The sequence below is a fragment of the Pseudomonas sp. 1912-s genome, from assembly GCF_029269205.1.
Classification (GTDB): Bacteria; Pseudomonadota; Gammaproteobacteria; order Pseudomonadales; family Pseudomonadaceae; genus Aquipseudomonas.
Genome location: NZ_JARIXR010000007.1, coordinates 274,902 through 288,690, shown reverse-complemented (window position 1 = coordinate 288,690; position 13,789 = coordinate 274,902). Strand labels below are relative to the sequence as shown.

Below are 13,789 nucleotides of genomic sequence, written 5' to 3'. Positions count from 1 at the left end.
CCAGTAGTGCTGACGAATGAGTCGAGCTTGTTTTTGGAAACATCAATTCCGACGAACGCAGAGTCATGGTCCATAGCGTTTTCCTCACGTCCAACCTTGCAGAATCGGGCTTTGCGCCCAGGCAACCGTTCGGACTAGTTTAGGAAGGAACCTGCTCCGACCCATGCTCACTCACGATCTCGAAATCAGAGGGCACTACGGTCTGAAGCAGGTGAAAACAATCTTACAAGGGCACACCGAGCCTTAGCGAGGTGCCGAGTGGTGGGGCAAGAGCGTTTTGCTTACTTTTGCGCTGTTCAAAAGTGAGCCGCTGTAAGAGCGGAACCATAGGCGGCCATCACCCAAATAACGGATATGCCCCCAACACCCGCCCAATCCCGCCTCAAAAGATGGGCAGCTACAGATATTACGCAGGCCCCCTCACCACTGAGGCAACCTGTCACGCGGCAAAAGACCACGCCTTGCTCTCGCGAAAATGGGACTACTCTTTCAGCAATGCTTGATCCAGATCAAAACCTTCGCCGGGATTGCTCTGGCGGCCGCAAGGCCAGAATCCCTGCGTGGCTGGTTAAAAAAAGAAACGAATTTAAATTCGCCACACTCCATATCCGTGGGGGCAGTGGGTGCAGGCCTCCAGCCAGCATTCGGTATTACCTGACAGAGGAAGACTTATGTTCGGTTTGGAGGCGCTAGATCTCGCCCGAATTCAATTCGCGTTCACCATCTCATTCCATATCCTGTTCCCGGCCATCACCATCGGTCTGGCCAGTTACCTTGCGGTGCTGGAAGGCCTGTGGCTCAAGACCCACAACGACACTTACCGTGACCTCTACCATTTCTGGTCGAAGATCTTTGCCGTCAACTTCGGCATGGGCGTGGTCTCCGGTTTGGTCATGGCTTATCAGTTCGGCACCAACTGGAGCCGCTTCTCGGACTTCGCCGGCGCCGTCACCGGGCCGTTGCTGACCTATGAAGTGCTCACGGCGTTCTTCCTCGAAGCCGGGTTCCTTGGGGTGATGTTGTTCGGCTGGAACAAGGTCGGACGCAAGCTGCACTTCTTTGCCACGGTGATGGTGGCCGTCGGTACGCTGATCTCGACCTTCTGGATTCTCGCCTCCAACAGCTGGATGCAGACGCCACAGGGCTTTGAAATCATTGATGGCCGGGTGATTCCTACCGACTGGCTGGCCGTGATTTTCAACCCGTCGTTCCCCTACCGCCTGATGCACATGGCCACGGCAGCGTTTGTCGCGACCGCGTTCTTTGTCGGCTCCTCGGCGGCCTGGCACTTGCTGCGCGGCAAGGACAACCCGGCGATCCGCACCATGCTCTCGATGGCGATGTGGATGGCACTGATTGTCGCGCCAATCCAGGCCGTGATCGGTGACTTCCATGGCCTCAATACCCTGAAGCATCAACCGGCGAAGATCGCTGCGATTGAAGGCCACTGGGAAAATATCGGCAACGAGCCCACGCCGCTGATCCTGTTCGGCTGGCCGGACATGAAGGCCGAGAAAACCAGATTCGCCGTGGAAATCCCGTACCTGGGCAGCCTGATCCTGACCCACTCCCTGGACAAGCAGGTGCCGGCCCTCAAGGAGTTCCCGCCTGAGGACCGTCCCAACTCGACCATCGTGTTCTGGTCGTTCCGGGTCATGGTGGGCCTGGGCTTCCTGATGATTTTCACCGGCCTGTTCAGCCTCTGGCTGCGCAAGGGCGACAAGATGTACACGTCCAAGCCGTTCCTGTACCTGGCGTTGTGGATGGGCCCGTCCGGCCTGATCGCGATTCTCGCCGGTTGGTTCACCACGGAAATCGGTCGTCAGCCGTGGGTGGTCTACGGGCTGATGCGCACGGCGGACGCCTCGTCCAACCACAGCTTTGCGCAGATGAGCATTACGTTGGTGTTGTTTGTGGTGGTGTATTTCGCGCTGTTCGGCGCGGGCCTGGGCTACATGATGCGCCTGGTGCGCAAAGGGCCTGTGACCCATGAAAGCACCGAGCCCACCCACGGTGGCCCCGGGCAGAAACGCACACCGGCCCGTCCGTTGTCGGCGGCCGATGACAGCGCCGACGCCGATCACGGCGACACCTTGAACAAGGGGAACTGAGCCATGGGTATTGATCTTCCGCTGATCTGGGCCGTGATCATCATCTTCGGCATCATGATGTACGTGGTCATGGACGGCTTCGACCTGGGGATCGGCATTCTCTTCCCGTTTATCCCGGGCAAGACCGACCGTGACGTGATGATGAACACCGTCGCCCCCGTGTGGGACGGCAACGAAACCTGGCTGGTACTGGGGGGCGCGGCGCTGTTTGGCGCGTTCCCGCTGGCCTACTCGGTGGTGCTCTCGGCGCTCTATCTGCCACTGATGCTGATGCTGATCGGGCTGATCTTTCGCGGTGTGGCGTTTGAGTTCCGCTTCAAGGCCAAGGACGACAAGCGTCACCTGTGGGACAAGGCTTTCATCGGCGGCTCGCTGGCCGCGACGTTCTTCCAGGGCGTGGCACTGGGGGCGTTCATTGATGGGATTCCGGTGGTCGACCGCCAGTTTGCCGGCGGCTCACTGGACTGGCTGACGCCGTTCACGATGTTCTGTGGCGTGGCCCTGATCGTGGCGTACGCGCTGCTGGGTTGCACCTGGCTGATCATGAAGACCGAAGGCAGCCTGCAGGAGAAGATGCACAACCTGGCACGGCCCCTGGCATTCGTGGTGCTGGCGGTGATCGGTATCGTCAGCCTCTGGACGCCGCTGGCCCACCCGGAAATCGCCTCGCGCTGGTTCACCCTGCCGAACCTGTTCTGGTTCCTGCCGGTGCCGATCCTGGTGCTGGTGACCATGTACGGGCTGATTCGCGCCGTGGCCCGCAATGCGCACTACACGCCGTTCCTGCTGACGCTGGTGCTGATCTTCCTCGGTTACAGCGGCTTGGGTATCAGCCTGTGGCCGAACATCATCCCGCCATCGGTATCGATCTGGGACGCTGCCGCTCCGCCGCAAAGCCAGGGCTTCATGCTGGTGGGCACACTGTTCATCATCCCGTTCATCCTGGGCTATACCTTCTGGAGCTACTACGTGTTCCGCGGCAAGGTCACCCACGAAGACGGTTACCACTAGGAGGATTGACTCATGTCCGGCAAACCTTCGTTGCACGACATCGAACAGGCCGAGAAAAAGCCGCTCTGGCAGCGGCTGGGCTGGCTGGCGATGATCTGGACCGGCAGTGTCGTGGCCCTGTTCGTGGTGGCCAGCCTGATGCGCATGTTCATGAATGCCGCGGGCCTGACCACCCACTGACATCCCGTTGTACGTATTGCCCTCCTTTATGGAGGGCTTTTTTATTTACGCGCCTTGAGCACCACGAACTTCGGCGTGGTGGCCACTTGCTCGACGCCGCGGAACAAGCGCGCCAATTTGGTGTGATAACCCAAGTGACGGTTGCCGACGATATACAGCGCGCCGCCGACCACCAGGGCTTCCCGCGCCTGCTGGAACATGCGCCAGGCGAGGAAGTCGCCCACCACCTGCTGCTGGTGGAACGGCGGGTTGCACAGCACCACGTCCAACGATTGCGGCGCTTGATCGGCCAGGCCATCGCCGGGGCGGATCAGCACGTCACGTTCGCCCAGCGCTGCGCGCCAGTTCTCGGCCGCCGATTGCACGGCCATATAAGACTCGTCCACCAGCGTGTATTGCGCCTCGGGGTTTTGCAGCGCGCTGGCAATCGCCAATACGCCGTTGCCACAGCCCAGGTCCGCAACCCGGGCGCCGCCCAGGTTGCTCGGCAGGTGTGGCAGAAAGGCGCGAGTGCCGATGTCCAGGCCTTCGCGGCAGAACACGTTGGCGTGGTTGAGCAGTTCGATGGCCGGGGTTTCCAGGCTATAGCGCGTAGGGTAGGGCGACACGGCGTGTGGCCGGTCGGCCAGGGTGGCGATCAGCAGGCGGGCTTTTTTCACCGCCAGTGAAGCGTGCATCGGCCCGATGTAGCGCTCCAGCAATTCACCGGCGGCGCGGGGCAGGTGCTTGACCATCGCCCCGGCAATCACCTCGGCACCTGGGGCCAGTTGGCCCTGCAGGCGAATCAGTTGTTCTTCCAGCAGGGCCAGGGTCTTGGGTACGCGGATCAGTACTCGGTCGAACGGCCCGACCGGCGTCTGGCTGGCGGGCAGGAACGTTACCGCGTCGAAGGCCTTGCCGTTGCGCGCCAGGTTTTTTTCCAGGCCCAGGGCACCCAGGAACGAGTCGCCGCTGGAGGTGACCTGCACATGCCCTTCGAGGCTGGCCGCCAGGGCGCCGAAACTGTCGTTGAGCACCAGCACGCGAGTGGCTGGGGTCGGCTGCTGTTCCGCCAGGTGGCTGAGCAAATACTCGTCGGCCGCATCAAAGGCTTGCAACGGGTCGTTGTGCTGTTCGGGCTGGCGGATCAGGTCGAGTTGGGCGAAGGCGCTGTCGAGCAGGGGCATGGCGGGGGAGACTCTGGGTAAACGGACCATCTGGGTGAACGGCGACGCGGCCCTTGGAGCTTGCGTCATCACCCGGAACTGGCTGCAAATGTTACGTTTTTTTTGAGGGGATTACATTCGGTGTTTTAAAACAGACCCGCTTTGACAGCGGTCATCACGGCGGCAATCTTGTTCGAGACGCCCAGCTTTTTCATGGCACTGCTGATATGAAAGCCGACCGTGCGTTCTGACAGGCAGAGAATAGTCGCAATGTCCGAGGCGGTTTTACCCATGGCCGACCATTGCAGGATTTCGGTCTCGCGCGGGGTCAATTTGCTGGGCGCTTGCACGCCGGGCTTGTCGGCATACTTCTGTGCCACCACCGCGTGTAGGGCGTGACAAAGCCATAGGGCTTGCCCGGCTTTCTCGTAAAGTTCTTCAGGGCTTACAGGGCCGGTATCGCGTCCCAGGCTCAGCATGCTGAAAACCCCCTGAAAGTCATGGACTGACTGGGTCCATCCGAAATTCAAGCCTTGGGATTGGGCGTGAACCCATAAGTCCGGTACCGAGGAAAAGGTTTTTTCGTCCCATACGATCGGCAGCACCGAGCGCTTGCAATGGGCCACAACGGGGTCCAGGTCAAAGTAGTCTTGTTGTTTGTAGAGGGTGTTCCATTCATTTGAATAGTTGTTGATGCGGACGGTCTTCGTTGGGTTGTTTGGCAGGTGAGAACTGAGTGTGAATCCGCAGTACTGAAAGTCGAGTTCGTAGGTAAGATTCAGGGCCGCTTCATACATACTGGTGATTTCGTTCTCGCCTTCCAGTTTGGGTAAGCGAGTATTGCGCCAGTTGACCATTTCTACATCTCCATGAGTTTTCCCTTTCTATCTGTGACTTGGGACTGCTCGCCTCTCAGGGTCGACCCGAAAATCAGTGTAGGACACGAGCCGGGTGTAAAAATGAAAAATTAGTTATCCCCGACGGGCTTTTAGAAGGCCAGGCGCTCTACAGAATTAAACGCTTTGTATAAGTTGTCTGTGTTTAATGCGGAATGTTTAGTGTTATTAATGGCTTGTCCTTAATGTCACTTTGATGGTGTTTATATGCCTTACACCATCTAATCGCTGATTGGGTGTGAGCTAATAGCTAAATAGTTAGTACAAATTGAAGGGTTGCTATTTTAGCTTTTCAGAAAAAACCTGCATCCCTAGCCCCTCGTGGCAGCAATGCCAGTACAAACCAGCGGTGTTTCCAGGCGCGGCTTTGAGGGACACTAGGGGTCTGTGCAAAACGGAGTTCCCCATGACGGCCAGTGCTGAAAAATTCACCCGCCAGACGTTGCTTGACGTGCAATCCCTGACCCCCAGCCTGTTTACCCTGCGTACGACCCGGGACCCGGGCTTTCGATTTCGCGCCGGCCAATTCGTGCGCCTGGGCGTCACCAAGGCCGATGGCAGCATTGTGTGGCGTGCCTATTCGGTGGTGTCCTCGCCGTTTGATGAACACCTGGATTTCTTCTCCATCGTGGTGCCGGGCGGTGAGTTCACCAGTGAACTGAGCCGCCTGCGTGAGGGCGATACCTTGTTGGTGGAGCGCCAGGCCACGGGCTTCCTCACCCTTGACCGGTTTGTGGATGGCCGCGATCTCTGGCTGTTGGGCACAGGGACTGGCATCGCGCCGTTTCTGTCGATCCTGCAGGACTTTGAGGTGTGGGAAAAATTCGAGCGCATCATCCTCGTCTACAGCGCGCGGGAGGCCCGGGAGTTGGCCTATCAGTCACTGATCCATGAACTGGGTGAACGCGAGTACCTGGCGGAACACGCCCACAAGCTCACTTACGTTCCCATCGTCACCCGTGAGCAACATCCGGGCGCACTGAACGGACGGATTACCACGCTGATCGAAAATGGCGAACTGGAGCGCGCTGCCGGCGTCGGGCTGACCCCCGAGCATTCCAGGGTGATGATTTGCGGCAACCCGCAGATGATCGATGACACCCGCCAGTTGCTCAAACAACGCGACATGCAACTGAGCCTGACCCGTCGCCCCGGCCAGGTGGCCGTGGAAAACTACTGGTAAAACAAAGGCGCCCCGAAGGCGCCTTTGCTTTATTTGCCGAGCTTACTCGGGCTTGCTGTTCTGTGCCTTGAGCAGATCTCGGATCTCTCCCAGCAGCTCTTCTTCCTTGGTAGGAACCGGCGGCAAGGTAGGCGCCACGGCCTCTTCGCGCTTCAGGCGGTTGATGGCCTTCACACCCATGAAGATTGCAAACGCGACGATCACGAAGTCGATCACGCTCTGGATGAACTTGCCATACGCCAGCACCACTGCAGGCGCATCGCCCTGGGCGGCCTTGAGTGTGACGGCCAGGTCGCCGAAGTCCACACCACCGATCAACAGACCGATAGGGGGCATCACTACGTCGCCTACAAACGAGGAAACAATTTTCCCGAAGGCGGCGCCGATGATAATACCGACGGCCATGTCGACCACATTACCTTTGACCGCGAAGGCCTTGAACTCACTTAACACGCCCATAGGTTATTCCTTGTTACAGATGAGGAGGTAGAAGCCAGTGTAAGACAGTGTGGCGAGGCTTGCTCGACACAACTGCTAACAGTGTCCGTTTTTATCGACACATTAAAACGCAAATAGTTTGCAAAGTGCCACCAATCGCGCGCGGAATACCCGCTATTTCAGGGGGTTACCACACTATTTTCTTTATCGGGGTGGTACGGCTTTTCTATTTATCTTCTGACTCGCGGGTCACTAGCCTCTGGCAAGCACAACTCAATGTGCACTAAAAAAACCAGAGGATACCTCGATGAAAAACCCTATTAGCCGCGGGCCTGTTTCTGCGCGACGGGTGCTGCTTGTAATGGGCGCCAGTCTTCTTTCGCTGTCCGTACACGCCGCCAACCTCACCCGCGATAATGGCGCGGCGGTCGGTGACAATCAGAACTCGCAAACTGCCGGGGCCAATGGCCCGGTGCTGTTGCAAGACGTGCAACTGATCCAGAAGTTGCAGCGCTTTGACCGCGAACGCATTCCGGAGCGTGTGGTGCATGCCCGTGGCACCGGCGCCCACGGTACATTCACCGTCACCGACAACCTCAGCGACCTGACCAAGGCCAAGGTATTTGCCGCCGGTGAAGCCACGCCGGTGTTTGTGCGCTTCTCTGCGGTCGTTCACGGCAACCATTCGCCGGAAACCCTGCGTGACCCGCGCGGCTTTGCCACCAAGTTCTACACTGCCGAAGGCAACTGGGACCTGGTAGGCAACAACTTCCCGACGTTCTTTATTCGTGACGCCATCAAGTTTCCGGACATGGTTCATGCCTTTAAACCTGACCCGCGCACTAACCTGGATGACGATTCCCGTCGTTTTGACTTCTTCTCCCATGTTCCAGAGTCCACGCGCACATTGACCGAGTTGTACTCGGACTCCGGTACACCGGCCAGTTATCGCGAGATGGATGGCAACGGCGTGCATGCCTATAAGTTGATTAACGCCAAGGGCGAAGTGCACTACGTCAAGTTCCACTGGAAGAGCCTGCAAGGCATCAAGAACCTCGATCCCAAACAAGTGGTTGAAGTCCAGGGCCGCGATTACAGCCATATGACCAATGACTTGGTCACGCACATTAACAAGGGCGATTTCCCCAAGTGGGACTTGTATGTGCAAGTGCTGAAACCTGAGGACTTGGCCAAGTTTGATTTCGACCCGCTGGACGCCACAAAGATCTGGCCAGACGTGCCGGAGCGCAAAGTCGGGCAAATGGTGCTGAACCGCAACCCGGCCAACGTTTTCCAGGAAACCGAGCAAGTGGCCATGGCCCCGGCGAACCTGGTGCCGGGCATCGAGCCGTCGGAAGACCGCCTGCTGCAAGGCCGGGTGTTCTCCTATGCCGACACGCAAATGTACCGCTTGGGGCCAAACGCCCTGCAACTGCCAATCAACGCACCCCGGGTAACCGTCAATAACGGTAACCAGGACGGCGCGATGAACTTCGGCAAAACCACCACCGGCGTGAACTACCAGCCTAGCCGCCTGGTGCCACGGGAAGAGCCGCAAACCGCCCGTTACAGCCAGTCGGCCCTGTCGGGCAGCACCCAGCAGGCAAAGATCCAGCGTGAGCAGAACTTCAAGCAGGCCGGTGATTTGTACCGCTCGTTCAACAAGAAAGAGCGTCAGGACTTGATCGACAACTTTGGCGGCTCCCTGGCCACCACCGATGACGAGAGCAAGCACATCATCCTGTCGTTCCTCTACAAGGCTGATCCGGAGTACGGCACCGGCGTGACCAAAGTCGCCAAGGGTGACCTGGCCCGCGTCAAGGCGCTGGCTGAAAAACTGATGGACTGATGGGTTAGCCCCTGTCGGCGCCCGAGGGGGCGTCGACACCAGGCAGGAGAAACGCCATGCGTATCTACATCGCTTTATTCACCGCCTTGCTGGCTTTTACCGCTCATGCCGAGTCGTCCGACCCGGAAGGGGTGAAAACACAGCTCCAGGATTACTACTTCGACGCGGCCCGCCGTGGCGACGTGGACATGCTCAATACCTTCATCGAATCCGGCTATTCGCTGAACACCCAGGACGAAAAAGGCTACACCGCGCTGATTCTCGCGGCCTACCACGGCGAGGGTGCCTACGTGGACCGATTGCTCGCCGCCGGCGCCGATGCCTGCGTGCAGGACAAGCGCGGCAACACCGCGTTGATGGGGGCGATCTTCAAGGGAGAGCTGAAAATCGCCCAGCGTCTGCTTGCCACCGACTGCAACCCCGACCAGCGCAACGGCGCCGGACAAACGGCGGCCATGTATGCCGGGCTGTTCAAACGTGTGGAACTGCTGGACGAACTGAAAGCCAGGGGCGCCGATCTCAACGCCGAAGACCCGATCGGTAACAGCGCTTCACGTTTGGCCAGCGGTGAAATCCATACCCCGGCGCCGCGCTGAGCTATCATCGCGGTTTTTCGGTTGGAGGTTCTCAAATGGCAAAGGCCAAGCGCATGTATGGCTGCACGGAGTGCGGCGCGACCTTTCCCAAGTGGGCCGGCCAGTGCACTGAATGCGGTGCGTGGAACACCCTCACCGAAACCATGATTGAAAGTGGCGGCGCCGTGGCCCCCAGCGGCCGCTCCGGCTGGACCGGGCAACAAACCCAGATCAAGACCCTGGCTGAAGTCAGCGTCGAAGAAATCCCGCGTTTCTCCACAGCCTCCGGCGAATTGGACCGGGTGTTGGGCGGCGGCCTGGTGGACGGCTCGGTGGTGCTGATCGGCGGTGACCCGGGCATCGGCAAATCCACGATCCTGCTGCAAACCCTGTGCAGCATCGCCAGCCGTATGCCGGCGCTGTATGTCACCGGCGAAGAATCCCAGCAACAGGTGGCCATGCGCGCCCGCCGCCTGGGGTTGCCCCAGGACCAGCTGCGGGTGATGACCGAAACCTGCATTGAAAGCATCATCGCCACCGCGCGCCTGGAAAAGCCCAAGGTGATGGTGATTGACTCGATCCAGACGATTTTCACCGAACAACTGCAATCGGCGCCGGGTGGCGTGTCCCAGGTGCGGGAAAGTGCCGCATTGCTGGTGCGTTACGCGAAACAGAGCGGCACGGCGATTTTCCTGGTGGGCCATGTGACTAAAGAAGGCGCGCTGGCCGGGCCACGGGTGCTGGAACACATGGTCGACACCGTGCTGTATTTCGAAGGCGAGTCCGACGGCCGATTGCGATTGTTGCGGGCGGTGAAGAACCGTTTTGGCGCGGTCAACGAATTGGGTGTGTTTGCCATGACCGACCGGGGCTTGAAGGAAGTCTCCAACCCGTCGGCGATTTTTCTGACCCGCGCACAGGAAGAAGTCCCAGGCAGCGTGGTGATGGCAACGTGGGAAGGCACCCGGCCGATGCTGGTGGAAGTGCAGGCGCTGGTGGATGACAGCCACCTGGCCAACCCGCGTCGGGTCACGTTGGGCCTGGATCAGAACCGTCTGGCGATGTTGCTGGCGGTACTGCACCGCCACGGCGGCATTCCCACCCATGACCAGGACGTGTTCCTCAACGTGGTGGGCGGGGTCAAGGTGCTGGAGACCGCGTCCGACCTGGCGTTGATGGCGGCGGTGATGTCCAGCCTGCGCAACCGGCCGTTGCCCCATGACTTGCTGGTATTTGGCGAGGTGGGCCTGTCGGGTGAAGTGCGCCCGGTACCGAGCGGGCAGGAGCGCCTGAAAGAAGCGGCCAAGCACGGCTTCAAGCGCGCCATCGTGCCCAAGGGCAATGCCCCGAAAGAAATGCCGCCGGGGCTGCAGGTGATCGGAGTGACCCGCCTGGAGCAGGCGCTGGATGCCCTGTTCGAATAGTCGCCAGCCACACATCACCCCTGTGGGAGCCGGGCTTGCCCGCGATGGCGGTGTATCAGCTAATTGATATGCAAACTGACACACCGCCATCGCAGGCAAGCCAGCTCCCACATTTTCAGATCTCCAGCAAGGCGGCGAATTCCCGCTCCAGTTCTGCCTGATCGCCCAGGTTCAACTCGATTATCCGCCGCAGGTGGCTGATCGAGTCGAGGTCGATGTGCTCGCACACAAAGCCGAGCTGCCCATGATCGTCGTGGGTCAGCCGCACTTGCATCTTCACGTCGGTCTCGGCGTCCAGATGAATATCCACGTCAAACGACTCGTAGCGATGGCCCTGCCAGCCTTCGGGCCGTTGCACGAGCAATCCCTTGAGCGACAAATCCACCAGTTGCACCGGCCAGACATGGCCGTCTTGCGTGAGCTCGGTCTTGGCATCGAAGGCAATCCGTCGGAAACGGCGTCGGTCTGAAGGCTGTTCGCTCATGGTGAAACCCTCTGTGGATAAGAGAATTGTAGCCCTGCGCCATCATGGGGCGATTATTTCTGCTTTTTTCGCCCCGGCAAGGCTCTAGACCAACGTAGGGGGGTGGCCTTTAAGGCCAGTAGCGCTAAACTCGGGATGGCTGTCTTTCTGTCCACCCTGGCTGGAATATAAAAATGAAAAATAATAATAGCCTGCTACGCCATCTACCCTGGCTGCTGCTGGCAATCGTAGGAGCGTGCGCCCTGGGCGTAGTGGCCTTGCGCCGCGGCGAGGCGATCAACGCCTTGTGGATTGTGGTCGCAGCAGTGGCCATTTATCTGGTTGCTTACCGTTACTACAGTCTGTTCATCGCTAACCATGTGATGCAGCTCGATCCACTGCGGGCTACCCCCGCTGTGCTCAACAACGACGGTCTGGACTATGTGCCGACCAACAAACACATCCTTTTCGGTCACCACTTCGCGGCAATCGCCGGCGCTGGGCCTTTGGTCGGTCCGGTACTGGCGGCGCAGATGGGCTACCTGCCCGGCACGTTATGGCTGATCGCCGGCGTGGTGCTGGCGGGCGCGGTGCAGGACTTCATGGTCCTGTTCCTGTCCACCCGTCGCAACGGCCGTTCCCTGGGGGACATGGTCCGCGAAGAGATGGGCCGCGTGCCCGGGACCATCGCGCTGTTTGGCTGCTTCCTGATCATGATCATCATCCTCGCGGTGCTGGCGCTGATCGTGGTCAAGGCCCTGGCCGAAAGCCCGTGGGGCATCTTCACGGTGATGGCAACCATCCCGATCGCGATGTTCATGGGCATTTACATGCGCTACATCCGCCCGGGCCGCATCGGCGAGATCTCGATCATCGGCGTGCTGTTGCTGCTGGGCTCGATCTGGCTGGGCGGGCAGATTGCCGCTGACCCGGTATGGGGCAAGGCCTTTACCTTCACCGGCATCCAGATTACCTGGATGTTGATCGGCTACGGTTTCGTGGCGGCGGTGCTGCCGGTGTGGCTGATTCTCGCGCCACGCGACTACCTGTCTACCTTCCTGAAAATCGGCACTATCATCGCCCTGGCGATCGGCATTCTGGTGACCATGCCAGAGCTGAAAATGCCGGCGCTGACCCAGTTTATCGATGGCACCGGTCCGGTGTGGAAGGGCGGCCTGTTTCCGTTCCTGTTCATCACCATTGCCTGTGGCGCGGTGTCGGGCTTCCACGCGCTGATCTCCTCGGGCACTACGCCCAAGTTGCTGGCCAGTGAAGGGCACGCCCGTTACATCGGTTATGGCGGCATGTTGATGGAGTCGTTCGTGGCCATCATGGCAATGGTTGCCGCTTCGGTGATCGAGCCTGGCGTGTACTTCGCCATGAACAGCCCGGCCGCAATTGTGGGCGGTGACGTGGTGACCGTTGCGCAAACCGTCAGCAGCTGGGGGTTTGCGATTACCCCGGAAGCGTTGCAGGCAGTGGCGCATGACATCGGCGAGTCCACCATCCTGGCCCGTGCCGGCGGTGCGCCGACCCTGGCGGTCGGTATCGCGCAGATCCTGCACAGCGTACTGCCGGGTGAAAACACCATGGCGTTCTGGTACCACTTTGCGATCCTGTTCGAAGCGCTGTTCATCCTGACCGCAGTGGACGCCGGTACCCGTGCCGGTCGCTTCATGCTTCAGGACCTGCTCGGCTCCTTCGTACCGGCGCTCAAGCGTACCGAGTCCTGGACGGCCAACCTGATTGCCACCGCAGGTTGCGTGGCCATGTGGGGTTACCTGCTGTACCAAGGCGTGATCGACCCACTGGGCGGCATCAACACCTTGTGGCCGCTGTTCGGTATCTCCAACCAGATGCTGGCCGGTATCGCGCTGATGCTCGCCACCGTTGTGCTGATCAAAATGAAACGCCAACGCTACATCTGGGTGACTATGCTGCCGGCAGTCTGGCTGCTGATCTGCACCGTGACCGCAGGCTTCATCAAGCTGTTCGACGCCAACCCGGCGATCGGCTTCCTGTCGCTGGCCAAGAAATACAGCGATGCCCTGGCCGGCGGCCAGATCCTCGCACCGGCCAAGAGCATCGACCAGATGCAGCACGTGATCTGGAACGCCTACACCAACGCAACGCTGACGGCGCTGTTCCTGTTCGTGGTCTTCAGCATCCTGTTCTATGCGCTCAAGGTCGGCATCGCCGCCTGGGGCAAAAAGGAACGTACGGATAAAGAAGCGCCATACCAGGCCATCCCGGACGCTTGATAGAGGATTGCAATCATGTTCAATGACATCAGTCGCCTCGGTAAATACCTCGGTCAGGCCGCGCGCCTGATGGTCGGCATGCCCGACTACGACACCTACGTCGAGCATATGCAAACCAAACACCCGGACAAGCCGATGATGGACTACAAGGCGTTCTTCCGGGAACGCCAGGAAGCCCGTTACGGCGGCAAGGGCGGGCCCAAGTGCTGTTGAAGCACCGCATTTGAGCCCAACACCCTACTGTAGGAGCCCG

General features: G+C 59.6%; 13 protein-coding genes. 9 read left to right on the top strand and 4 right to left on the bottom strand.

The window, feature by feature from the left end:
- The first annotated feature begins 671 nt into the window (after positions 1-671).
- Genes P3C29_RS12130 through P3C29_RS12120 form a run of 3 tightly spaced genes read left to right on the top strand, consistent with a single transcriptional unit; the run spans position 672 to position 3,302 of the window.
- On the top strand, positions 672-2,111 hold the full coding sequence (locus P3C29_RS12130) for a cytochrome ubiquinol oxidase subunit I (RefSeq protein WP_010174899.1): 1,440 nt from the start codon (positions 672-674) through the stop codon (positions 2,109-2,111).
- Between the two features lie 3 nt (positions 2,112-2,114).
- Positions 2,115-3,122, top strand: coding sequence for a cytochrome d ubiquinol oxidase subunit II (gene cydB, locus P3C29_RS12125; protein ID WP_008432810.1), 1,008 nt, complete (start codon positions 2,115-2,117; stop codon positions 3,120-3,122).
- A 12-nt stretch (positions 3,123-3,134) separates the two neighbouring features.
- Entirely contained in the window at positions 3,135-3,302 is a 168-nt protein-coding gene (locus P3C29_RS12120) for a DUF2474 domain-containing protein (RefSeq protein ID WP_010174906.1), read from the top strand.
- Between the two features lie 41 nt (positions 3,303-3,343).
- Here the strand turns inward: P3C29_RS12120 and P3C29_RS12115 are convergent, their stop codons facing one another.
- Both P3C29_RS12115 and P3C29_RS12110 read right to left on the bottom strand, forming a co-directional pair.
- Positions 3,344-4,468 (bottom strand): methyltransferase, encoded by a 1,125-nt coding sequence (locus P3C29_RS12115; protein WP_201125415.1) that lies wholly within the window; start codon positions 4,466-4,468, stop codon positions 3,344-3,346.
- 125 nt (positions 4,469-4,593) lie between these two features.
- The gene (locus tag P3C29_RS12110; RefSeq protein ID WP_201125414.1) at positions 4,594-5,304 is read right to left on the bottom strand and encodes a LuxR family transcriptional regulator; all 711 of its coding nucleotides are present in this window, start codon (positions 5,302-5,304) and stop codon (positions 4,594-4,596) included.
- Positions 5,305-5,749: 445 nt separating this feature from the next.
- On the opposite strand from P3C29_RS12110, the gene P3C29_RS12105 reads away from it, so the two are divergent.
- Positions 5,750-6,526 carry a ferredoxin--NADP reductase gene (locus tag P3C29_RS12105; protein WP_275964603.1) on the top strand — a complete coding sequence of 259 codons (777 nt, stop codon included), beginning with the start codon at positions 5,750-5,752 and terminating at the stop codon, positions 6,524-6,526.
- 42 nt (positions 6,527-6,568) lie between these two features.
- Here P3C29_RS12105 and mscL read toward each other — a convergent pair whose 3' ends face one another.
- On the bottom strand, positions 6,569-6,985 hold the full coding sequence (gene mscL / locus P3C29_RS12100) for a large-conductance mechanosensitive channel protein MscL (protein WP_010174913.1): 417 nt from the start codon (positions 6,983-6,985) through the stop codon (positions 6,569-6,571).
- A 286-nt stretch (positions 6,986-7,271) separates the two neighbouring features.
- Here mscL and katB point away from each other — a divergent pair, with 286 nt between their 5' ends.
- Genes katB through radA form a run of 3 tightly spaced genes read left to right on the top strand, consistent with a single transcriptional unit; the run spans position 7,272 to position 10,812 of the window.
- Entirely contained in the window at positions 7,272-8,813 is a 1,542-nt protein-coding gene (gene katB / locus P3C29_RS12095) for a catalase KatB (RefSeq protein ID WP_275964602.1), read from the top strand.
- 56 nt (positions 8,814-8,869) lie between these two features.
- Positions 8,870-9,409, top strand: coding sequence for an ankyrin repeat domain-containing protein (locus P3C29_RS12090; RefSeq protein ID WP_275964601.1), 540 nt, complete (start codon positions 8,870-8,872; stop codon positions 9,407-9,409).
- A gap of 35 nt (positions 9,410-9,444) precedes the next feature.
- Positions 9,445-10,812 carry a DNA repair protein RadA gene (gene radA / locus P3C29_RS12085; protein ID WP_003215821.1) on the top strand — a complete coding sequence of 456 codons (1,368 nt, stop codon included), beginning with the start codon at positions 9,445-9,447 and terminating at the stop codon, positions 10,810-10,812.
- A 115-nt stretch (positions 10,813-10,927) separates the two neighbouring features.
- Here radA and P3C29_RS12080 read toward each other — a convergent pair whose 3' ends face one another.
- Positions 10,928-11,296 carry a PilZ domain-containing protein gene (locus P3C29_RS12080; protein ID WP_177043363.1) on the bottom strand — a complete coding sequence of 123 codons (369 nt, stop codon included), beginning with the start codon at positions 11,294-11,296 and terminating at the stop codon, positions 10,928-10,930.
- Between the two features lie 173 nt (positions 11,297-11,469).
- Between P3C29_RS12080 and P3C29_RS12075 the strand changes: the two genes are divergently transcribed.
- Both P3C29_RS12075 and P3C29_RS12070 read left to right on the top strand, forming a co-directional pair.
- Complete coding sequence (locus tag P3C29_RS12075) at positions 11,470-13,536, top strand: carbon starvation CstA family protein (protein WP_010174921.1); 2,067 nt, start codon at positions 11,470-11,472, stop codon at positions 13,534-13,536.
- A gap of 15 nt (positions 13,537-13,551) precedes the next feature.
- Positions 13,552-13,749, top strand: a complete 198-nt coding sequence (locus tag P3C29_RS12070) for a YbdD/YjiX family protein (protein WP_003176208.1) — start codon at positions 13,552-13,554, stop codon at positions 13,747-13,749.
- The last annotated feature ends 40 nt before the right edge of the window (positions 13,750-13,789 follow it).

Bases quoted from the DNA above. Each gene is read 5' to 3' on its own strand.
- P3C29_RS12120 (WP_010174906.1), top strand. From the start codon at position 3,135: ATGTCCGGCAAACCTTCGTTGCACGACATCGAACAGGCCGAGAAAAAG.
- P3C29_RS12080 (WP_177043363.1), bottom strand. From the start codon at position 11,296: ATGAGCGAACAGCCTTCAGACCGACGCCGTTTCCGACGGATTGCCTTC.
- P3C29_RS12130 (WP_010174899.1), top strand. From the start codon at position 672: ATGTTCGGTTTGGAGGCGCTAGATCTCGCCCGAATTCAATTCGCGTTC.
- P3C29_RS12075 (WP_010174921.1), top strand. From the start codon at position 11,470: ATGAAAAATAATAATAGCCTGCTACGCCATCTACCCTGGCTGCTGCTG.
- P3C29_RS12090 (WP_275964601.1), top strand. From the start codon at position 8,870: ATGCGTATCTACATCGCTTTATTCACCGCCTTGCTGGCTTTTACCGCT.
- radA (WP_003215821.1), top strand. From the start codon at position 9,445: ATGGCAAAGGCCAAGCGCATGTATGGCTGCACGGAGTGCGGCGCGACC.
- cydB (WP_008432810.1), top strand. From the start codon at position 2,115: ATGGGTATTGATCTTCCGCTGATCTGGGCCGTGATCATCATCTTCGGC.
- katB (WP_275964602.1), top strand. From the start codon at position 7,272: ATGAAAAACCCTATTAGCCGCGGGCCTGTTTCTGCGCGACGGGTGCTG.
- P3C29_RS12105 (WP_275964603.1), top strand. From the start codon at position 5,750: ATGACGGCCAGTGCTGAAAAATTCACCCGCCAGACGTTGCTTGACGTG.
- P3C29_RS12115 (WP_201125415.1), bottom strand. From the start codon at position 4,468: ATGCCCCTGCTCGACAGCGCCTTCGCCCAACTCGACCTGATCCGCCAG.
- mscL (WP_010174913.1), bottom strand. From the start codon at position 6,985: ATGGGCGTGTTAAGTGAGTTCAAGGCCTTCGCGGTCAAAGGTAATGTG.
- P3C29_RS12070 (WP_003176208.1), top strand. From the start codon at position 13,552: ATGTTCAATGACATCAGTCGCCTCGGTAAATACCTCGGTCAGGCCGCG.
- P3C29_RS12110 (WP_201125414.1), bottom strand. From the start codon at position 5,304: ATGGTCAACTGGCGCAATACTCGCTTACCCAAACTGGAAGGCGAGAAC.